16 protein-coding genes are annotated in these 19955 nt (G+C 68.8%); 15 read left to right on the top strand and 1 reads right to left on the bottom strand.

Features of this window, described 5'->3' with window-relative positions; translation table 11 throughout:
• The first annotated feature begins 158 nt into the window (after window positions 1–158).
• The 11 genes from QHF84_RS33410 to QHF84_RS33360 all read left to right on the top strand — a co-directional run bounded on the left by QHF84_RS33410 (window position 159) and on the right by QHF84_RS33360 (window position 11870).
• Window positions 159–1811: a hypothetical protein gene (locus tag QHF84_RS33410; protein WP_281317550.1), complete on the top strand. Its 1653-nt coding sequence runs from the start codon at window positions 159–161 to the stop codon at window positions 1809–1811.
• A 2-nt stretch (window positions 1812–1813) separates the two neighbouring features.
• Complete coding sequence (locus QHF84_RS33405; RefSeq protein WP_281317549.1) at window positions 1814–2650, top strand: hypothetical protein; 837 nt, start codon at window positions 1814–1816, stop codon at window positions 2648–2650.
• Between the two features lie 66 nt (window positions 2651–2716).
• A complete protein-coding gene (locus tag QHF84_RS33400) occupies window positions 2717–3565 on the top strand; it encodes an SDR family oxidoreductase (RefSeq protein WP_281317548.1) in 849 nt (282 codons plus the stop codon).
• 4 nt (window positions 3566–3569) lie between these two features.
• On the top strand, window positions 3570–3890 hold the full coding sequence (locus QHF84_RS33395; protein WP_281317547.1) for a hypothetical protein: 321 nt from the start codon (window positions 3570–3572) through the stop codon (window positions 3888–3890).
• 89 nt (window positions 3891–3979) lie between these two features.
• Window positions 3980–4987, top strand: a complete 1008-nt coding sequence (gene mtnA / locus QHF84_RS33390) for an S-methyl-5-thioribose-1-phosphate isomerase (RefSeq protein WP_348652907.1) — start codon at window positions 3980–3982, stop codon at window positions 4985–4987.
• A gap of 78 nt (window positions 4988–5065) precedes the next feature.
• Window positions 5066–6175, top strand: a complete 1110-nt coding sequence (locus QHF84_RS33385) for an Rpn family recombination-promoting nuclease/putative transposase (protein WP_281317545.1) — start codon at window positions 5066–5068, stop codon at window positions 6173–6175.
• 64 nt (window positions 6176–6239) lie between these two features.
• Window positions 6240–7328 carry a lipoyl synthase gene (gene lipA, locus QHF84_RS33380; protein WP_281317544.1) on the top strand — a complete coding sequence of 363 codons (1089 nt, stop codon included), beginning with the start codon at window positions 6240–6242 and terminating at the stop codon, window positions 7326–7328.
• Window positions 7329–7397: 69 nt separating this feature from the next.
• Window positions 7398–7970, top strand: coding sequence for a hypothetical protein (locus QHF84_RS33375; RefSeq protein WP_281317543.1), 573 nt, complete (start codon window positions 7398–7400; stop codon window positions 7968–7970).
• Between the two features lie 203 nt (window positions 7971–8173).
• Complete coding sequence (locus QHF84_RS33370) at window positions 8174–9367, top strand: thiamine pyrophosphate-dependent dehydrogenase E1 component subunit alpha (protein ID WP_281317542.1); 1194 nt, start codon at window positions 8174–8176, stop codon at window positions 9365–9367.
• Between the two features lie 51 nt (window positions 9368–9418).
• Window positions 9419–10393: an alpha-ketoacid dehydrogenase subunit beta gene (locus QHF84_RS33365; RefSeq protein ID WP_281317541.1), complete on the top strand. Its 975-nt coding sequence runs from the start codon at window positions 9419–9421 to the stop codon at window positions 10391–10393.
• A gap of 1 nt (window position 10394) precedes the next feature.
• On the top strand, window positions 10395–11870 hold the full coding sequence (locus tag QHF84_RS33360; protein WP_281317540.1) for a dihydrolipoamide acetyltransferase family protein: 1476 nt from the start codon (window positions 10395–10397) through the stop codon (window positions 11868–11870).
• Between the two features lie 36 nt (window positions 11871–11906).
• Here the strand turns inward: QHF84_RS33360 and QHF84_RS33355 are convergent, their stop codons facing one another.
• A complete protein-coding gene (locus tag QHF84_RS33355; protein ID WP_281317604.1) occupies window positions 11907–14000 on the bottom strand; it encodes a M48 family metalloprotease in 2094 nt (697 codons plus the stop codon).
• Window positions 14001–14257: 257 nt separating this feature from the next.
• On the opposite strand from QHF84_RS33355, the gene QHF84_RS33350 reads away from it, so the two are divergent.
• The 4 genes from QHF84_RS33350 to QHF84_RS33335 all read left to right on the top strand — a co-directional run bounded on the left by QHF84_RS33350 (window position 14258) and on the right by QHF84_RS33335 (window position 19952).
• Window positions 14258–15388 carry a cytochrome-c peroxidase gene (locus QHF84_RS33350; protein WP_281317539.1) on the top strand — a complete coding sequence of 377 codons (1131 nt, stop codon included), beginning with the start codon at window positions 14258–14260 and terminating at the stop codon, window positions 15386–15388.
• A gap of 62 nt (window positions 15389–15450) precedes the next feature.
• Window positions 15451–16597 (top strand): peptide chain release factor 2 gene (prfB, locus tag QHF84_RS33345; RefSeq protein WP_281317538.1). Its coding sequence is split into 2 segments (ribosomal slippage): window positions 15451–15519 and window positions 15521–16597, totalling 1146 coding nucleotides; the frame shifts between segments, so codons are not numbered across the junction.
• Window positions 16594–18261 carry a lysine--tRNA ligase gene (lysS, locus tag QHF84_RS33340; RefSeq protein ID WP_281317537.1) on the top strand — a complete coding sequence of 556 codons (1668 nt, stop codon included), beginning with the start codon at window positions 16594–16596 and terminating at the stop codon, window positions 18259–18261. The genes prfB and lysS overlap by 4 nt, the downstream gene beginning before the upstream one ends.
• Before the next feature lie 8 nt (window positions 18262–18269).
• On the top strand, window positions 18270–19952 hold the full coding sequence (locus tag QHF84_RS33335; RefSeq protein WP_281317536.1) for an ABC transporter permease: 1683 nt from the start codon (window positions 18270–18272) through the stop codon (window positions 19950–19952).
• Window positions 19953–19955: the final 3 nt, after the last annotated feature.

Raw genomic sequence — 19955 nt, 5'->3', positions numbered from 1 at the left:
CGGCGACGGCCGGCGCGGCAGTCACGCTGGACCTCACCGGAACGACCAGGCTGCCCGAGCCTTCGTCCTCACCTTTTCCACAGCCCTGTGGACAACCTGTGGTGCGGCGGGGTCCGAGTTCTTCCGGCTCCACGTGCCGTTAAGGTAGAGTTCGCCCGATGCGTCCTTTGGGTCTCGTACACCGTGCCCTGCTTGTGCTTGCGTTCGGCTCTCCGCTGCTCTGCGCGTTGCCTGCGCGCGCGGCGGCGCCGAAGGACGCGCAGGCCGAGAAGGCCATCACGCAGGCGATGGATGTCGACTACCTGGAGACGAAGTTCGACCAGGCTGAAAAGCGGCTCCGGACGGCGATCGATGCGTGCGGCGCGGACAAGTGCACGCCGAGCGTGAAGGCGCGGGCCCTCGTGGCGCTCGGCGTGGTGCTCGCGGGCGGCAAGAAGCAGCTCGAGGACGCGCGCGAGGTGTTCGTCGAGGCGCTGACGCTCGACAAGACGGTGAAGCCCGACGAGGACATGAGCTCGGGCGAGGTGAAGTACGCGTACGAGAACGCGCGCAAGCAGCTCAAGCTCGACGGCGCGCCCGGGCCTTCCGCGGGGGGAACACCCGCGCCTTCGGGCCAGGGCCTGACGCACACGACGCCGCCCGAGCAACGCGTCGACACGCCGCTGCCGCTTTACATGCGGCTCGCGCCGGAGCTGCTCCAGGACGCGAAGAAGGTCGCGGTCACGTACCTGGCCCCCGGCGCGAGCGACTGGAAGACGCTCGTGATGAAGAAGGTCGGCGAGTTCGGCTTCGGCATCAACGTGCCGTGCACCGACGTCACGAAGGAAGGCAACCTCGACTATTACATCACGATCACCGACGCGGACGGCGCGATCGTGACGGGCGCGGGCTCGCGCTCGCAGCCCCTCCGCACCGCGATCAAGGCGCGCATCGAGGGCGAGCCGCCGAGCTGGCCCGGCTTCGCGCCGCCCGAGCTCTGCGTGAAGGTCGAGTCGGGGCCGAAGCAGTGCCTCGACGACAACCAGTGCAACGCGGGCTATTCGTGCGTCGCCGGCGAGTGCACGCAGAAGACCACGGGCGGCGAGGAGCCGAAGGACACGGGGCCGCGGAAGAACTGGGTCTCGCTCACGATCTCGCCGGACATCTCGATCTTCTCGGGCAAGGACGTCTGCGCGGTCGACGTGCAGGAGCGGGATCACTTCGTGTGCGTGCGCAGCGACGGGAGCCGTTATCTCGGCGCGCCCACGCCCGGCGTCGCGAACGACGTGTCCGCGGGCCTCGCGCTCTCCACGATCCGCGTCGTCGCCGGCTACGACCGGCTCTTCCTGGACAACATCCTGGCGGGCGTGCGTATCGGCTTCGCGTTCCGCACGTCGAGCGCCGAGGACGCGAGCTTCCTGCCGGTGCACGCGGAGCTGCGCGGCAGCTACTTCATCGGCAAGAACCCGTTCGGGAGCCTCGGCGCGCGCCCGTTCGTCTTCGCCGCCGCCGGGCTTGCGCAGATCGACACGCCCGTCAATGTCGAGGTCCTCGAGGACGGCGTCGCCTGCGGCGCGGCGAACCCGAGCGACCAGAACAGCCCGTGCACGAGGCCTGGCAACCCGACCTACGAGGGCACGATCGTCGAGCCCCGGGTCCAGAGCTTGAAGGCGTACAAGCAAGCGGGGCAGGGGTTCCTTGCGCTCGGCGGCGGACTCCAGTACGCGCCGCTCGAGAGGGTCGCGATCAGCGTCGGCCTGCGCGCGAACGTGACGCTCCCCGTGGTCACGTTCGTGCTGACGCCCGAGGTCGGCGCCACCATCGGATTCTGAGAATGCCCGAAGTACAACCCAGCAAGCTCGACGCGGCCCTCGATCAGGTCCTCGCGGGCGGGCCTCTGCGAGGCCTGCTCGACGTGCTCGACCGGCACTCGAACCTGCCCGGCACGCGTCCGAACCTCGAATTCGCCCGCACGGTGGGCATCGCGATCGCATCCCGTCGCGGCAAGGCAGACGCGCTCGTCCGCGCGCTGCTCGCCGCGCCCGGCGAGTATCCGGTGATCGTCGCGGCGCACGCGCTCGCCCAGCGAGCCATCGTCGGGCTCGACGCGCGCGGCGCCATGAGCACGCTGCACGACCTCGCGGACGAGCCGCGGCACCTCGTCCGCATGGGCATCGTCTCCGCGCTGCGGGAGGTCTTGCTCGTGAAAGGCGAGGAGACGCTGCGCGAGCTCGCGACCTGGACCGACGGCTACTTCCACGCCCACGTGGTGCTCGCAGCGCTCGCGGATCGCGAGGTCCTCGATCGGCTGCGCGGGCCGGAGGAGGTGATCGCGCGGCTCGACGAGGCGTTCACGCTCGCCGACGTCTCTCCACGAGCGGCGGAGCGATCGCAGGGCCTGCGCACCTTGCGCGAGGCGATGCCGGCCGAGGTCGTGGTGCTTTCGGCGCGCTTCCCCGAGGTCGTCGCGTGGCTCGAAGCGAAAACGACCTCGAAGCGCCCGGAGACGCGTGAGGTCGTATCGCAGGCCATCACGGCGCTGCGTCGGGGAGGGCTGAAAAACGCGGAGGCGACGCGGATCGCGGGGCTCTTGGAGGCGAGCAAGAAGCCTCCCCGCGACGCGGCGCGGATCGTCTCGGGCACGCGAAAGCGGAGCAAAGGGCGGCGTTGACGGCACGCACCCCCCGGGCGACGAAATCCGTCGCGGAGGGTGCCGGCGTGCAGTATGGAACCCGCCATGCGGCTCGAGAACAGGGTTGTCTTCATCACGGGCGCCTCGCGTGGCATTGGCCGGGCGGTCGCGCTCGCTTGTGCGAAAGAGGGAGCCGACGTCGTCATCGCGGCGAAGTCGGACGTCGAGACGAACCCCCGGCTTCCGGGGACGATCCACAGCGTGGCCAAGGAGGTCGAGGCGCTCGGCCGCCGGGCCCTGCCGATCAAGCTCGACGTGCGCGACGCGGAGGCGTGCGAGGCGGCCGTCGCCGAGGCCGCGGCGCATTTCGGGCGGCTCGACGTGCTCGTGAACAACGCGGGCGCGCTCTGGTGGGCGGACGTCGTCGGGACGCCGGTGAAGAAGTTCGACCTCGTGATGGGCATCAACGTCCGCGCCTCGTTCGTGCTCGCGCGGGCGGCCCTGCCGCACATGATCGAGCGCAAGTGGGGGCACATCGTGATGATGTCGCCGCCGGTGGACGTGAACGGCGTCGCGCACCATGGGGCCTACGCGGTCTCGAAGTTCGGCATGACGATGATCGCGCTCGGGATCGCGGAGGAGGCGAAGGCGCACAACGTGACGGCGAACGCGCTCTGGCCGGCGACGGCGATCGAGAGCTACGCGACCATCAACTTCGGCCTCGGCGGCCCGGAGTTCTGGCGCAAAGCCGACATCCTCGCGGACGCGACGCTCGCGTTGATCACGAAGGAGCCCTCGGCGCGGCCGGGCAAGGCCTGGATCGACGAGGAGCTCTTGCGCAGCGAGGGCGTCACGGATTTCTCCAAGTACCAGTGCGCGCCTGGCCATGAGCCGCCGCATTTCCCGTTCTCGGCGCTCCCGACGACGACCGAGACCGTCGACAAGAAGAAGTGAGGCCATGTCTTCGAGCGACGATGACGACGACCGAACGATCGGATCGAGCTCCGCCTTCTCGGTGGATCCGACCCGGGAGATCGCGAGCGTGTTCGACGATCTCGAGGATCTCCTGAAGAACGGCGACGTGATCGAGGCCCTGTCGCGGAAGGGCGTGAACGCGAGCATCGCGCTCACGGCGATCGAGGGGCTTCGGGCCTACCTCGAGGGAAAGAAGGCCGATGCGGCCGAGGATTTCGCGATGGTGGCGGACGAGATCCGGGGACGCCTCGAGCTCGCCCGCGCGGCGGAGGGGCCCAAGAACGGGCACGGAGGGCATTCGTGACCACGGTAGCGCCTCCGCCCTGGTACCCAGCCCCGGCGCTCTCGGGCGCGGGTTATTCGGCGGCCGAGCTCGCCGAGAGCTGCGACCGCGTGTTCCTCCTCGACCAGCGGGATCTGCCGGCGCGCGAGGTCTACGTGACCCTGCGCTCGGTCGAGGAGGTCGCGGAGGCGATCCGCGCGATGGTCGTGCGAGGCGCGCCGGCGATCGGGATCGCAGCGGCCTACGGCATGGTGCTCGCCGCGCGCGCGCTGCGCCCGGCGGCCGCCGAGCGGTACGTCGCCGCCCTTCGCGGCGCCGCGAGCATGCTGGTGGCGGCGCGGCCGACGGCGGTGAACCTCTCATGGGCGGTCACGCGCATGCTGACGTCGGCGGAGGCGCACGCGAACGACCCGCCGGACGCGCGCGTGGCGGAGCTCGCGGCGCTCGCGCGGCGGATTCACGTGGAGGACCTCGAAGCGTGCCGGCGGATGGGTCGGGTCGGCGCGGCGCGGATCCCGGACGGCGCGACGATCCTGACCCATTGCAACGCGGGCGCGCTGGCGACGGGCGGTTATGGCACGGCGCTCGGCGTGATTCGCGCGGCGGCGGAGGCGGGCAAGCGCGTGCGGGTGCTGGCGGACGAGACGAGGCCGTACCTGCAGGGCGCGCGGCTGACGGCGTGGGAGCTCGCGCAGGACGGCATCCCGGTCGAGGTGATCACGGACTCGATGGCGGGTTATTTCCTGCGGCGGCGCGAGGTCACGGCGATCGTGGTGGGCGCGGACCGCATCGCGCGGAACGGGGACATCGCGAACAAGATCGGCACGTACGGGCTCGCCGTCCTGGCGAAGTTTCATGGCGTGCCGTTTTACGTGGCCGCGCCGTGGAGCACGGTCGACCTGGCGACGCTGGACGGGGACCACATCCCGCTCGAGGAGCGCAGCCGGGACGAGGTGGTCCGGGTGGGAGGCGCGGTGCTGGTGCCGGAGGGCGTGCCGGCACGGCATCCGGCGTTCGACGTGACGCCGGCCGAGCTGATCACGGCGATCTTCACGGAGCGGGGCGAGTTTGCCGCGGGGGAGATTGCGCGGGCGGGGGAAGCGGTGAGCGCGGCGTAAGCCTTTTCGTCCGGGTTTGCCCGGGTTCCATCTCGTAAAACTTGTTCTCCCCGGGGCTCCCTGGACAAACGTCCGGCCATGACCGAGCCGCGCCGTCGGGATCGTCTTCCGCAGCCGCACGACGCGTTCTTCAAGTGGGCGTTTTCCCAGCGCGAGCACGCCGTCGGCTTGCTCCGGGCTGCGCTGCCGAAGGCGCTCTCGGCTGCGATCGACTGGGGCACCCTGCGCCTCGAACAGGGCAGCTTCGTCGACCGCGCGCTCCGGCATCGCCACGGCGACCTCGTGTTTTCGGCGCGCATCCGCGAGAAAACCGTCTACTTTCACGCCCTCGTCGAGCAGCAGCGCGACGTCGAGCCGCTCATGGTCTTTCGCATGGTCGTCTACATGTTTCGCCTCTGGGAACAGCTCGTCCGCGACGAACCCTCGTTGAAGGAGCTCCCGCCGATCATCCCCATCGTCGTGCATCACAGCGAGGCGGGCTGGATGGCGGCGACGGCGTTCCAGGATCTCGTGCCGATGGACGCGTCGGTTCGTCCTGTCCTCCTGCCGTTCGTCCCCCAGTTCGAGCTCCGGCTGATCGACCTCGGCGGTGGGCGCGCGGGGGATCTCGTGGAGCGTGCGCTCACGGCGCTCGGTCAGGTCGTGCTGTGGTGTCTGTCCGTGGCGGGTGACGACGCTCGGTTCGAGCGGGAGATCGAGCGGATCGGGCAGGCGCTCGACGAGGTGCTGCTGGCCAAGGACGGCCTTGCTGCGCTCGGAGTGCTGCTGCGGTATCTTGCAGCTACGCACCAGCGCATCGGTGCGGAGCGGGTCGGCGAGATCCTGGAGAGTGCGACAGGGCCGGAGGTGCGAGACGTGATCATCACCTGGCTGGACAAGGTCGAGGCGCGGGGGCGTATGGAGGGGCGCGTCGAGGGCCGCACGGAAGGGCAGGCGCGGCTCTTGCGGAAGCTCCTCACGGTGCGGTTCGGCGCCCTGCCGGCCTCCGCCCGCGCGAGGATCGCCGAGGCGGACGAGGCCACGCTCAGCCGCTGGGGCGTCCGCCTGCTCACGGCCGAGACCCTGGATGAGGTGTTCGGCGAGGTTCGCCGTGCGGCGCCGTCCTCGCGCCCCTCGTCTTCGCGCCCCTCGTCCTCCTCCCCGCGTGTGGCGAAGACCCGCGCCCGCGTTCGGCGCAGCCCTGCATGACTGCACGCTCGCCCTCCGCGCGAGTCCCTTGCCCCCGCCTCTCCTCGGCTCCAGAACGGAATCCATGACCGCCGCTTCCCGCTTCGCCCCCAAGCCCCCCTGGCTCAAAGTCCGCGCGCCTGGCGGCGACACGTACCATCACCTCAAGCAGACCTTCCGCGAGCTCGATCTCCACACCGTTTGCGAGGAGGCGCGTTGCCCCAACGTGGGCGAGTGCTGGCGCGAGGGCACGGCGACGGTGATGCTCCTCGGCGACGTTTGCACCCGCGGCTGCCGCTTCTGCGCCGTCACCACCGGCAACCCGCGCGGAGCTGTCGACACCCGCGAGCCCGAGCACGTCGCGCGCGCGATCGCCCGGCTCGATCTCCAGTACGTCGTCATGACCATGGTCAACCGCGACGACCTCCTCGACGGCGGCGCCGAGCACGTCGGACGCACCGTCCAGCGCTTGAAGTCGCTTCGCCCCGACATCCTCGTCGAGACCCTCGTCGGAGATTTTTGCGGTCATCTCTCGGCCGTCGACACCGTCGTCGACGCCCGGCCCGACGTCTTCGCGCACAACGTCGAGACCATCCGCCGCCTCACGCGTACCGTGCGTGACGTCCGATCGAGCTACGACCAGTCCCTCGCCGTGCTCGAGCGGGCCAAGGCGCGCGCGCGGGCGCAGGGGATCGAGGGGCAACTCACGAAGAGCTCCATCATGGTCGGCGTCGGCGAGACGGACGACGAGGTCGTCGAGACCATGCGTGATCTCCGCGGCGTCGGTGTCGACGTCGTCACCATCGGCCAGTACCTCCGGCCCACGCCCAAGCACCACGAGGTCCTGCGCTTCGTCCCGCCGGAGACCTTCGCGCGGTACGAGGAAGAAGCCCTCGCGATGGGCTTCCTCTACGCCGCGTCCGGCCCGCTCGTTCGGTCGAGCTACCGCGCCGCCGAGGTGTTCCTGCGCAGCCTCTTGCGGGGCAAGGGCGGTGAGGGCGGCGACGTGCAGGCCGAGCTCGATGCGCGGCTCGATGTCGCGCGTCGGGAGGCTGCGCGGGTCGCCTTGGAGCTCGGCTCTCCTTCGAGCGTCGAGGTTCCGCTGGGAGCGTCGATCAGCGCCAGGAGTGAGGCAGCGGGCCTCGTCCCGGCCGCGTCGCTCGTACGTCGGTGACGTCCGAGCGCGGGGCTTGGCGTTTCGCCCGGAGTGTGTGAAAAGGGGCGTCGAGGGAAGGACCCTGGCATGAGCTCCCCTGACGAGAAGTTCATCGAGCGCGTCACGCAGTGCATCGCACGGCCTGGGCCGAACGCCCCGCGCGGCGTGCAGCACTCGATCCTGGCGCAGGCGGCGCGCCTCGCGCAGAGCGCCCCCATCGGGGACGAGGCCACGGCCCCTTCCGGATTCGATCCTGCGGCGGCTGCGCTCTTCGAGGGCACCGTCGAGAGCGCGTACCTCGTGGCCACCTCCGATGGCCCGCTCTCGTCGACCGAGGACGCCGTGCTGCGCGCGATCATCGGCATCGGCTGCGATGGCAAGGTCTCGGCCGAGCAGATCGAGGCCCTCTTCGGCGAGCTCGCCTCCGCGCAGCAGCGCGAGAGCGAAGACGAGCGCGTCGCGCACATCGCGCAGATGATCACGCATCGCGATCATCAGCGTGAGGTCCTGCGCATCGCCGCGATCATGGCGCGCGCGTCGGGCGGCATTCGACCTGGTGAGCGTGCGCTCCTCGATCGGATCGCGCAGCGCTTCACGCTCGGCGCGGCGGCGGTCGACGCTGCGATCGCGGAAGCCTGCGACGCGCTCGGCACCGTCTGAAGCGTGACGTTCGGACGCGCACGCATGCTCTCGTGCGTGTCCGTCATGCTGCACGTGCAGCACGAATTCGCGCAATGATTGCCGGCCGTTCTGGGGCTTTTTCGCAGATGCAGCAATCACGACGCGGCGTGTTGTAAAATGCCGAGATCGTCGCTTGTCCACTGGCCATTCTGTCGCCCTTTGACTACGGTCCGGGCGCCATCATGAGCACTGCCACCCAACCCGCATCGAGCCTCGCCTCCACTGCCTCGGGGGGCAGCATGGAAGGCTCCGCCCACCCGGTCGCGCGGCATCCGCTCGACGCGCATGCGCCTGACGTCGTGCGTGTTCTCCGCGACGACGGCACTCTCGATCCGACGAACGATCCTGGTCTTCGCAGCGACGAGGTGCTCACCCTCTACCGCGCGATGGTGCGCGCGCGCTTGCTCGACGAGCGCCTCGTCCTCCTGCAGCGGCAGGGGCGCATCGGCTTCCACATCGGCTGCAAGGGCGAGGAGGCGAGCATCCTCGGCAGCGCCTTCGCCATGCGGCAGAACGACTGGATCTTCCCGTGCTACCGCGAGTTTGCCGCGGCGCTCTGGCGTGGGATGCCGCTCCAGCGGTACGTCGACAACATGTTCGGCAACGCGAACGATCCCGTGAAGGGTCGCCAGATGCCGGACCACTACACGTGGAAGAGCGGCAAGTTCGGCTCGGTGAGCTCGCCGATCGGCACCCAGATCACGCAGGCCGTCGGGTTCGCCTGGGCCGCGAAGATCCGCAAGGAGGACGCGGCGGTCCTCGTGTACTTCGGCGACGGCGCGACGAGCTCGAACGAGTTCCACAACGGCATGAACTTCGCGGGCGTCTTCAAGACCCCGACGGTCTTCTTCTGCCGCAACAACGGCTGGGCCATCAGCGTGCCGACCGAGCGGCAGACCGCGAGCGACACCTTCGCGCAGAAGGGCATCGCCTACGGCGTCCCCGGCGTTCGTTGCGACGGCAACGACCTCTTCGCCGTCGTCAAGGTGACGCGCGACGCGGTCGCCCGCGCTGTGCGGGGCGAGGGGCCGACGATCATCGAGGCGCTCACGTACCGCCTCGAAGGCCACTCGACGAGCGACGATCCGAAGGCGTACCGGCCCGAGGCCGGCCTGGATTCCTGGCGCCGCCTCGACCCGATCCCGCGCCTGCGTCGGCACATCGAGCGCACGATTGGCTGGACCGACGCGCAGGACAAGGAGCTCGAGACCGAGCTCGACGCCGAGCTCAAGGCTGCGATCGCGGTCGCCGAGAAGACCCAGGCGCCCCCGCTCGAGTCGCTCTTCGAAGACGTCTACGGCGAGCTGCCCTGGCACCTGCAAGAGCAGCGGGACGAGCTTCTGCGCGGCCCGCGCGCCAAGGGGCACGGCCACTGATCCTCGGGGAAACCCGCCCTCCTTTCGAGAAGGTCACGGAGAGATAGCACGATGCCTCAGATGAACATGGTCCAGGCCATCAACGACGCCCTCCGCCACGAGATGCGGCGCGACAGCCGCGTCGTCGTGCTCGGCGAGGACGTCGGCAAGGTCGGCGGCGTCTTCCGCGTCACGCAGGGCCTCTTCGACGAGTTCGGCGACGACCGCGTGATCGACACCCCGCTGTCCGAGGGTGGCATCATCGGCACGGCGATCGGCATGGCCCTCTACGGCCTGGTCCCGGTCCCCGAGATCCAGTTCTCCGACTTCATCTTCCCCGCGTACGATCAGATCGTCTCCGAGCTGGCGAAGTACCGCTATCGCTCGGGCGGCGAGTATCCGGCGAAGCTCGTCATCCGCACGCCCACGGGCGGCGGCATTCGCGGCGGTCATTACCACTCGCAGTCGCCCGAGGCGCAGTTCATCCACGTCGCGGGCCTCAAGGTGGTTTGTCCCTCGAACCCGGCGGACGCGAAGGGCTTGCTCCTCGCCTCGATCCGCGACCCGGATCCGGTCCTCTTCTTCGAGCCGAAGCGCATCTACCGCGCGGCGAAGGGCGAGGTCCCCGAGGGCGATCACACGGTCCCGCTCGGCAAGGCCAGCGTCGTGCGCAAGGGGCAGCACGTGACGATCGTCGTCTGGGGCGCGATGCTCTACGAGGCGCTCGACGCGGCGAACCAGGCGGCGGCGCAGGGCATCGACTGCGAGATCATCGACCTGCGCACGCTCTGGCCGCTCGACATCGACACGATCATCACGTCGGTGAAGAAGACGGGCCGCGTGGTCGTGGTGCACGAGGCGCCGAAGAGCTGCGGGCTCGGCGGCGAGATCGTCGCGCTCATCAACGAGAAGGCCTTCCTCCACCTCGAGGCGCCGCCGAAGCGCGTGACCGGCTTCGACACGCCGTTCCCGTACACGCTCGAGATGGAGTACCTGCCGCTCTCCCACCGCATCCTGCCGGCGATCATCGAGACCGCGAGGTACTGAGATGGCAAGCTTCGAGTTCAAGCTGCCCGACATCGGCGAAGGCGTCACCGAAGGCGAGATCGTCAAGTGGCTCGTCGCGCCGGGCGACGTCGTCAAGGAAGACCAGCCGATGGTCGAGGTGATGACGGACAAGGCGACCGTCACGATCACCGCGCCGAAAGCCGGCAAGATCCTGGAGACGCGCGCCAAGGAGGGCCAGATCGTCGCCGTGCACTCGGTGCTCGTCGTGTTCGATCTCGACGGCGACAAACCCGCGGCTACGACTGCGAGCACGCTCGCGCCCGCCGCGGCGGCCGAGCCGACGGCCGCGAGCACGCCGAAGGCCGCGAAGAGTGATGGCCCGGCCGCGACCGCGGTCGGTGACATCAAGGAGGACCTGCCCGGCATGAACCTCATGCCGCTCGGATCCTCGCATACGACGAACGGTATCACGGCCGCGCCCGTGGCCGCGTACTACAACGACAAACCCCTCGCCACGCCGGCCACGCGCAAGCTCGCGCGGGATCTCGGCGTGGATCTGCGTCGGGTCACGCCCACGGGCCCGAGCGGTCGGGTCACGAAGGACGATGTTCGCGGCGCGAGCGCGGCGTCCACGCCGGTGCCTCTCGCGATGCACACGGCCGTGACCGCGCACGTGCCCGAGTCGCTCCCGACGGCGCCCGCGCCCAAGGCTGCGCCGGTCGTCGAGGCGCAGCCCGCGGCGGCGCCTGCGCCCGTCACGGCGAAGGCCCCCGCGCCCGTGCGGGTCCCGCCGCCTCCGGCCGGCGAGGAGTCGCTGGAAGAGCGGACGCCGCTGCGTGGCGTGCGCAAGCGGATCTTCGACCAGATGGCCCGCTCGAAGCACACCGCGGCGCACTTCACGTTCGTCGAGGAGTGCGACGTCACGGCGCTGAAGGAGCTCCGCGCGCGCCTCAAGCCCGCGGCGGACAAGGCCGGCGTAAAACTCACGTTCTTGCCGTTCTTCGTGAAGGCCGTCGTCGCGGCGCTGAAGAAGCACCCCTCGCTGAACAGCGCCTTCGACGAGACCACGCAGGAGATCGTGCAGCGCCGCTACTACGACATCGGCATCGCGTCCGCCACCGAGGCGGGCCTCATGGTGCCGGTCGTGCGTCGCGCCGATCGGAAGAGCATCCTCGACATCGCCAAGGACATCCAGCGCCTCGGCGACGACACGAAGGCCGGCAAGGTCCGGGCCGAGGATCTCGGCGGCTCCACGTTCACGATCACCTCGCTCGGAGCGCAGGGCGGCCTCTTCGCGACGCCGATCCTGAACTTCCCCGAGGTCGCGATCCTCGGCATCCACCAGATGAAGCAGAAGCCGGTGGTGCGCGACGGTCAGATCGTGATCGGCGACGTGATGCTGCTGAGTTTGTCCTTCGACCACCGCATCATCGACGGCCACATCGGCGCGGCGTTCGCCTACGAGATCATCGGGTACCTCGAGAACCCGGATCGGCTCTTCCTCGAAATGGCGTGAGTTTTACGCTCGGGGGCTGCGCTCGGACGAGCCGAGTTACGCCCCCGAACCCGCGCCGGCCCCCGCCGCCTCCGGGGCCTGCTCCTCCGCCTCGTCCGTCTCCTCTTCCGCCTCGTCCTTCTTCTTCGCCTTCGGTTTGCCCGCGGGGATGATCACGCCGTGGTTCATCGCCACGGCCTCGCGGATCTTCTGCGTCATCTGCTTCTCGAGCTTCGCGCGGCTCTCGAACAGCGCCCAGACCTCCAGCGTGTCGTCGGGCGAGACCTCGATCGCGCGCTTCGGCAGCGCGTTCACCCAGGCGAAACGATCCGCGGGCTTCGGGTGGCTGTCGTAGGGCGAGGGCTCGGCGTGGATCGCCTCGTCGATCGCCTTCTCGATCTCGGCCTCTTCCGGGGTTTTTCCGCGGACGCGGTAGCGGTAGAGGTTCGCGAGCGCGCGCTTCTCCTGGATCACCTCCGAGAGCGCGACCTGCGTGTGCACGTCGAAGCGGATCGATCGATCGATCACGTGCTTGAGGCCCTCGGTGAACGCCTCCGCGCCGTACGCGAACGCCGCCCATCGATCCGCGAGCACCTCCTGCAACCGCGAAGCGCCCTGCGAGATTCGCAGGAAGATCTTGTGGAACCCGTTCACGAACAGCCACGCCGGGTTGTACCAGGCCGCGGCGCCGCCCTGCGCGAGCGAGAGCGCCATCGTGAACACGCTCCGCCGCACGGCCAGCGCGAAGCCGCCGCCGGCCGTGTCCTCGTTGTGGAAATGCCCGTATTCGTGCGCCAGGACGGCCTTGAACGCGCCGATCGAAAAGCCGTCGAGCACGCCCGCGCCGAGCACGAGGCATCGCTCCGTGCGCCCCGTGAGCTGCCGCAAGAGCCCGCCGCGCTCGAAGACGCCGACCTCCGTCGTCGGCGTCATGTACACGTTGTCCACGGGCCGTGTGCCGATGCGTCCGGCGACTTCTTCGAGCACGGCGCGGAGCTTCGGGTGCTCGGCGAGATCGAGTTTGTCGCCGGGTTCGCTCTCCTTCGGCCGGAAGAAGATGCTCTTCAGCATCGCCCAGAGCGACACGAGCGTGAAGATCGCGACGATCGCCACGAGCTTCACGGGGATCCGCCCGATCGCGACGAAGCCGTAAATGATGCCGCCGCCCGCGACGAGCACGAGCGACATCACGATCGGAAGGCTGATGTAGTAGTAGGCGCAGCAAGCCCAGAGCACGACGCCGTAGATGCGCCGCAGCCATTTGTCCGCGCCCGTCGCGTTTTCGTCCGCCGACTTCGGCACGGCCGTCGCCGCGCGCAGCGTCAGCTTGCTGAGCAGACCCCCGAGCCCGAGCAGCGCCGCGAGCCCCACGAGCCACCCGAGGAAGCCGTAGAGCAGCGTCGTGCCGTATCGCTCGTAAAACGGCATCGCCTCCTCGTACTGGCCCTTGAGCGACGTGTACGTCTGGTCGTCGATGCCGAGTGATTTCGCGCGTTCGAGCTTCTCGACGGCCTCGCCGAGTTTGCCCTCGGATGCGTCGACCATCGATGCATAGAGGTACGTCGGGGCGAACGTCGGGGCGATGCGCTCGAGCGCGCGCGAGCAGCTCCGGAGCTGATCGAAGCGGCTGTACTGGAGCGCCGATTCACAGAGCAGGAGCTGGGCGAACTTGTCGTCGGGTTTGCGCGCCGCGGCCGAGCTCGCGAGCTCGAACGCTTCCCGTTGCTCCGACGTGTTCGGCGACGCGCCTTGCGGCCGCATCAGGAGCGCCTGCGCCAGGGCGGCCTTGTTCTCGGCCACGTCCTCGGTCGCGAGCGCCTTGCGGCAGAGCGCGACGGCCTCGTCCCGCGCGCCCTGGTGGAGCTTCACCGTGCAGAGCCTTCGCGTCGCGGCCGAGAACTTCGGCACCTGCGCGCGCACCTTCTCGTAGAGCTCCGCCGCGCCCGCGAGATCATTCCGCTCGCGCGCCGCGTTTGCCTCGGCAAACAGCTTCGCCGCCTCGGGATCGAGCTTCTGGATCTGCTCGGCGAGGTCCCGCTCGAAGGCCGCCTCGTCAGCGGCCTTCCCTTCGGCGGAGGTGAGCAAACCCGCGAGCGCGACGGCCAACGCCCCGAAAAGCCGCGACGAACGTTTCCCCCACGTAGCCTGCATCCCTCCCACGGTGCCTCCTCCCCGTTCTTCCGCATCCTACCCGACCGGGCCGTGGCCATGCGATCCGGATGGCTCCGCTGCGGCGGGCGAGCCCGACCGGCGCTCGGGCTCCTGCTTCCGTTGGGGCACCTTTCGTTCGATCCGTCGTCTCCGCAGCCGATCGTTGACGCCGCCGGGGGTTGTCACCTAAGAGGAAGCGCCGAGGAGCCCCCTCGTACGCAATCTGGGCTCCCGCGTTGCGAGGAGACACGTCACCGATGCGCTTCCGCCAGTTCCTGCCACTGCTCTTGATCTCTGCCGCGGCGTTCGCAGGCGCTGCCGGCTGCGGCGAGCGTGAAGCCACGCCGCTCCCGTTTCAGCAGAAGAAGAAGGGGGCGAACGCCTCCGCAGAGGCCGCGAAGCTCGCGGAGCTCGACCTCGCGGACATGAAGAACAACTTCGGCACGCTGCCCGCCAAGTACGAGGCGAAGAGCGGCGAGACCGACACGAACCCGATCACGCCCGAGAAGGTCTCTCTCGGCCGCCAGCTCTTCTACGACACGCGGCTCTCGAAGAACCAGGACCTCTCGTGCAACTCGTGCCACATGCTCGACAAGTTCGGCGTCGACGGCACGAAGGTCTCGAAGGGCCACAAAGGCCAGCTCGGCGGCCGCAACGCGCCGACGGTGTACAACGCCGGCGGGTACGTCGCGCAGTTCTGGGACGGTCGCGCGGGCACGCTCGAAGATCAGGCCAAGGGTCCGATCCTGAACCCGGTCGAGATGGCCATGAAGGACGAGGCCAGCGTCGTCGCGGTGCTCGAGTCGATCCCGGGCTACGAGGACGCCTTCAAGAAGGCCTTCCCCGACGACAAGGAGCCGATCTCGTACGACAACATGGCGAAGGCGATCGGCGCGTTCGAGCGGCAGCTCGTGACGCCCTCGCGCTTCGACAAGTACATGGCCGGCGACAAGGGCGCGCTTTCGGATCAGGAGCGCGCGGGCCTCACGAAGTTCGTGCAGAACGGCTGCACCTCGTGCCACAGCGGCAGCGCGCTCGGCGGATCGAGCTTCCAGAAGCTCGGCCTGATCAAGGCGTACCCGAACCAGAAGGATCTCGGCCGCTACGAGGTCACGAAGAAGGACGAGGACAAGATGGTCTTCCGGGTCCCGACGCTGCGGAACGTGGCGGAGACGGGCCCGTGGTTCCACGACGGCGCCTACGATCGGCTGGAGACGGCGGTGCAGGCGATGGCCTACCACCAGCTCGGCAAGGAGCTGTCCGACGCGGACGTCGCGGACATCGTGGCCTTCTTGAAATCGCTGACGGGCGAGATCCCGCAGGAGTACATCAAGAAGCCCGAGCTGCCCGCGAACGGCGAGAAGACGCCCGGCCCCGATCCCACGTGATCGTGGCGCAGCAAGCGCCAAACCCCTAGCGTGGGCGGCGGAAATCGAATAAACCGCCGCCCATGCTGTCCGAGACCCGCGAGAAAATCGAAGACCTTAAAAGGCGCTATGCGGCGCTAAGGGGGCATCTTTGACGTCCCCAAGCTGTCCCGCATGCTCGCCGAGCTGACGCAAAAGTCGCTCGAGCCTGGTTTCTGGAACGATCAAACGAAGGCGCAGGCCACGCTGCGCAAGCGCGCCGATGTCGAGCAGAAGCTCGAGGTCGCGCAGACGCTCGGCCGCGCCATCGACGACACCGCCGAGTACCTCGAGCTCGCGGCCGCGGAGAACGACGACGCCGCGATCGCCGACTGCGAGAAGCAGGTCGGTGAGCTCGACGCGCGCCTGCGCAAGGTCGAGCTCGAACGGATGCTGAGCGGGCCCGCCGATCAGTCGAACGCGATCGTCAGCATTCACCCGGGCGCCGGCGGCACGGACGCCAAGGACTGGGCCGCGATGCTGCTCCGCATGTACCTGCGCTTCTGCGAGAGGCGCGGCTACAAGACGGAGATCATCGACTACCAGGACGGCGACGAGGCTGGCATCGACGCCGTCTCGTTCACCGTCTCGGGGCCGGGCGCCTACGGCTATCTGCGCTCGGAGACCGGCGTGCATCGGCTCGTGCGTATGAGCCCGTTCAACGCGGATCACACCCGACAAACGGCGTTCGCCGCGGTCGAGATCACGCCGGATGTCGGCGACGACATCCAGATCGAGGTCAACGAGAAGGACATCGAGATCACGACGATGCGCGCCGGCGGCAAGGGCGGGCAGAACGTGAACAAGGTCGAGACGGCGGTGCGTTTGCGCTACCTGCCCGATCCGACGATCAACATCGTCTGCCGCGCCGAGCGCAGCCAGCATCAGAACCGGGCGATGGCGCTCAAGATGCTGAAGGCGAAGCTCTACGAGCGCGAGCTCGCGCGGCGCGACGCCGAGAACGCCGCGTATCAGGCCTCGAAGACCGCGATCAACTTCGGCAGCCAGATCCGCAACTACGTGCTCGCCCCCTACCGCCTCGTGAAGGACGTGCGGACCGCGACGGAGTCGGGCAACGTGGACGCGGTGCTCGACGGGGATCTCGACGCGTTCATCGAGGCGTACCTCATGGCCGCGGCGGGCGGCACGCTGAAGAAGGGCGGCCAAGTGGTCGCAGAGGACGACGCGTGAGCGAGGACAAGCAGGACAAGTCCGTAAAGGGGGCCTCTTCGGCCGCGGCGACGCAACACGCCGAGGAGACCCTCATCGCCGTTCGCAAAGAGAAGGCCGCGAAGATCCGCGAGCGCGGGGAAAACCCGTTCGCCAACGACGTCACGTCGGGCGAGCCGCTCGTGGATCTCGCGTCGGCCCGCGCGCGGTTCGACGGCGCGAAAAACGCCGCGGGTCGGTACGACGCGGAGAAGGTCGCGCCCGAGCCGTTGCGGATCGCGGGCCGGGTCCTCTTCCTGCGGCAGATGGGCGGCGTCTCGTTCGTGCGCCTGCGCGATCGCACGGGCGAGCTTCAGCTCTACTGCGACGAGGCCGTGCTCGGCGAGGCCTACGCGCGCCTGCACGAGGAGATCGACCTCGGCGACATCATCGAGGCGAGCGGAACGGCGATGGCCACGCAGAAGGGCGAGCTCAGCGTCAAGGCGACGAGCTTCCGCCTGCTCACGAAGGCCTATCGCCCGCTGCCCACGAAGACGAGCTTCAAGGACGTCGAGGCGCGTTACCGCATGCGCTACGTCGACCTCGTGGCGAACCGCGAGGTCGCCACGGTCTTCCGGGCGCGTACGTTCCTCATCTCGGCGCTGCGCCGTTTCTTCGACGGCAAAGGGTTCCTCGAGGTCGAGACGCCCACGATGCACACGATCATCGGCGGCGCGGCGGCCCGGCCCTTCAAGACGCACCACAACGCGCTCGACATGGAGCTCTTCATGCGCATCGCGCCGGAGCTCTACCTCAAGCGGCTCGTCGTGGGCGGCTTCGAGCGCGTCTACGAGATCGCGCGCTGTTACCGGAACGAGGGGCTCTCCACGCGGCACAACCCCGAGTTCACGATGCTCGAGTACTACCAGGCCTACGCCACGTACGAGACGCTCATGGACCAGACCGAGGCCATGCTGCGCGCTGTCGACGAGGCGCTCGCCGCGGCCCTGCCCGAGGAGCACGCAGCTTGGGCGAAGGCGCGCACCTGGTCCTTCGAGCGGTTCGTCCGGGTCCCGATGGCGAAGGCCATCGAGAACGCCCTCGCCCGCTCCGGTTTGCCCCCCGAGGTCGCCACGCGCGTGGCCGACGACGACGCGCCGATCAAGGTCTGGGCGAAGGCCGCCAAGGAGAAGAAGCGCGAGATCGACTGGGCGAACTTCCGTTCGGGCATGAAGAAGTGCGACAGCGACGGCGAGCGTGTCTTCTGCGCCTACGAATACCTCGCCGAGCCCTTCCTCACGGCGGATTACCGCACGGACGACGGCTCGAAGAGCCTGCCCGTGTTCATCATCGACTACCCGTTCGAGGTCTCGCCGCTCGCGCGGAAGAAGGACGGGAATGGAACGCTCGTCGACAGGTACGAGCTTTTCGTCGACGGCCGCGAGCTCTGCAACGCCTTCAGCGAGCTGAACGATCCCGAGGATCAGGACGCGCGCTTCCGGGCGCAGGTCGAGAAGAAGGCCAAAGGCGCCGAGGAGACGATGGACTACGACGCCGATTACGTGCGCGCGCTCGAGTACGGCATGCCGCCGACCGCGGGCTTCGGCATGGGCGTCGATAGGCTCACGATGCTGCTCACGGGCGCCGCGTCGATCCGCGACGTCATCCTCTTCCCCCTCCTCCGACCCGAGGCCAGCGGTAGTTGATCGACCAGGTGCCCTTCCTCGTCCTGCGCATCCTCTCCGTCCTCGCGTCGGTGTGGCTCGCCGTGCTCGGCATCCGGCGCCTGCAAGCAGGCTCGGCGCGGGGCATCGGCTGGCTCTTCGGATCGCTCTTCGGGTTTGCCTTCACCGTACTCTCGTACTTCGCGGCGAAGACCCCACGCGAGCGGTTCGCGCCGTTCCGGCTGCGCGACGAGATCGTCGGGTTCTCCGCGCTCGGCACGGGCGTGGTTTTCCTCCTCGCGGTGCTCGCCGCGCTCCTGCCGGTGATCCTCGACGTCCTCGAGCGCCGGGGCTTCAGCTCGTACGTGGGCGCGCGGCACGTGCGCGCCACGAAGAGCGGGTTTCTCACGGTGATCAGCGTGCTCAGCATGGCCGGCGTCGCCGTGAGCTCGTGCGCGCTCTGCTCCGTGACGAGCATCATGGGCGGCTTCGGCGCCGACCTGAAGCGCAAGATCCTGGGCAACAACGCGCACATCGTCGTCGACGTCACGCGGCCCGGCGGCTTCGGCGACTGGGAGGACAAGCTCGACGGCATCCGGCTCGCGGTCGCGCCGAAGGGCGGGGCAGCGACGCCGGTCGTGGCGGGCGACGCGATGGGCTCGTCGGCGTCGAACACCGCGGGCGCGCTCGTGCGTGGCATCGACACGAACACGATCGCGCAGGTGATCGACCTCAAGCAGAACATCGAGGTCGGCAACTTCGACTGGCTCGACGATCCGGAGAAGCTCGCGGATCTGCCGCCGGATACGATCATCGGCCGGGGCCCCGGCGGCGAGCCGTACTTCAAGGGGCCGGACCTGCGCGCCTCGGTGGACCTCGATCCGGCGGTGAAGGCGGCGCTGCGGAAGGACGTGAAGGTCCTGCCGGGCGTGATCATCGGCAAGGAGCTCGCGAAGAGCCTGCACGTGCTCGTGGGCGACGAGATCACCTTGCTCTCGCCGATGGGCGAGCTCGGTCCGATGGGCGTGATGCCGAGGACCCGCCGGTTCCGCGTCGCGGCGATCTTTTACAGCGGGATGTACGAGTACGACGCGACGCACGCGTACATCAAGCTCGACGTGGCCCAGAGCTTCTTCAGCATGGGCGACAACATCAGCCAGATCGACGTGCGCGTGCCGGATCCCGAGCGGGTCGCGGAGGTGACGCCGCTCGTGCAAGCCGCGGCCGCCAAGTTCGACATGGGGGAGGGCAAGGAGCCGCTCCGCGTGCGCGACTGGGTGGAGATGAACAAGAACCTCTTCAGCGCCCTCAAGCTGGAGAAGATCGCGACGTTCATCATCCTCTCCATTGCGATCGCCGTCGCGAGCTTCTGCATCGTCTGCACGCTGCTCCTCATGGTGACCGAGAAGGGCAAGGAGATCGCCATTCTGAAGGCGCTCGGCGCTTCCGACGGCGCGATCATGCGCATCTTCATGCTCGAAGGCGTCATCATCGGCGGCATTGGCACCGTGTTCGGCGTGGGCACCGCGTTCGCCGCTTGCTCGGGCCTCGCGCGCTTCGGCGTCCGGCTGGATCCCGAGGTGTATTACATCGACCGATTGCCGGTGAACGTGAACGGGAGCGACTACGCGATGGTCGCGGTCGCCGCGCTCATCATCTGCACGATCGCCACCCTTTATCCGGCCCGCGCGGCGTCGAGGCTATCGCCCGTCGACGGGCTCCGTTACGAGTGAGCC

This window comes from Polyangium sp. y55x31 (assembly GCF_029946505.1).
GTDB lineage: Bacteria > Myxococcota_A > Polyangia > Polyangiales > Polyangiaceae > Polyangium.
Note: the sequence above shows the minus strand (reverse complement) of the source record. Positions and strands in the feature narration are given on the sequence as shown.

Coding starts and splice junctions, on each gene's coding strand:
- QHF84_RS33405 (WP_281317549.1), top strand. CDS start 1,814: ATGCCCGAAGTACAACCCAGCAAGCTCGACGCGGCCCTCGATCAGGTC.
- QHF84_RS33365 (WP_281317541.1), top strand. CDS start 9,419: ATGCCTCAGATGAACATGGTCCAGGCCATCAACGACGCCCTCCGCCAC.
- QHF84_RS33355 (WP_281317604.1), bottom strand. CDS start 14,000: ATGCAGGCTACGTGGGGGAAACGTTCGTCGCGGCTTTTCGGGGCGTTG.
- QHF84_RS33370 (WP_281317542.1), top strand. CDS start 8,174: ATGAGCACTGCCACCCAACCCGCATCGAGCCTCGCCTCCACTGCCTCG.
- QHF84_RS33395 (WP_281317547.1), top strand. CDS start 3,570: ATGTCTTCGAGCGACGATGACGACGACCGAACGATCGGATCGAGCTCC.
- QHF84_RS33360 (WP_281317540.1), top strand. CDS start 10,395: ATGGCAAGCTTCGAGTTCAAGCTGCCCGACATCGGCGAAGGCGTCACC.
- QHF84_RS33410 (WP_281317550.1), top strand. CDS start 159: ATGCGTCCTTTGGGTCTCGTACACCGTGCCCTGCTTGTGCTTGCGTTC.
- QHF84_RS33400 (WP_281317548.1), top strand. CDS start 2,717: ATGCGGCTCGAGAACAGGGTTGTCTTCATCACGGGCGCCTCGCGTGGC.
- QHF84_RS33385 (WP_281317545.1), top strand. CDS start 5,066: ATGACCGAGCCGCGCCGTCGGGATCGTCTTCCGCAGCCGCACGACGCG.
- lipA (WP_281317544.1), top strand. CDS start 6,240: ATGACCGCCGCTTCCCGCTTCGCCCCCAAGCCCCCCTGGCTCAAAGTC.
- QHF84_RS33350 (WP_281317539.1), top strand. CDS start 14,258: ATGCGCTTCCGCCAGTTCCTGCCACTGCTCTTGATCTCTGCCGCGGCG.
- QHF84_RS33375 (WP_281317543.1), top strand. CDS start 7,398: ATGAGCTCCCCTGACGAGAAGTTCATCGAGCGCGTCACGCAGTGCATC.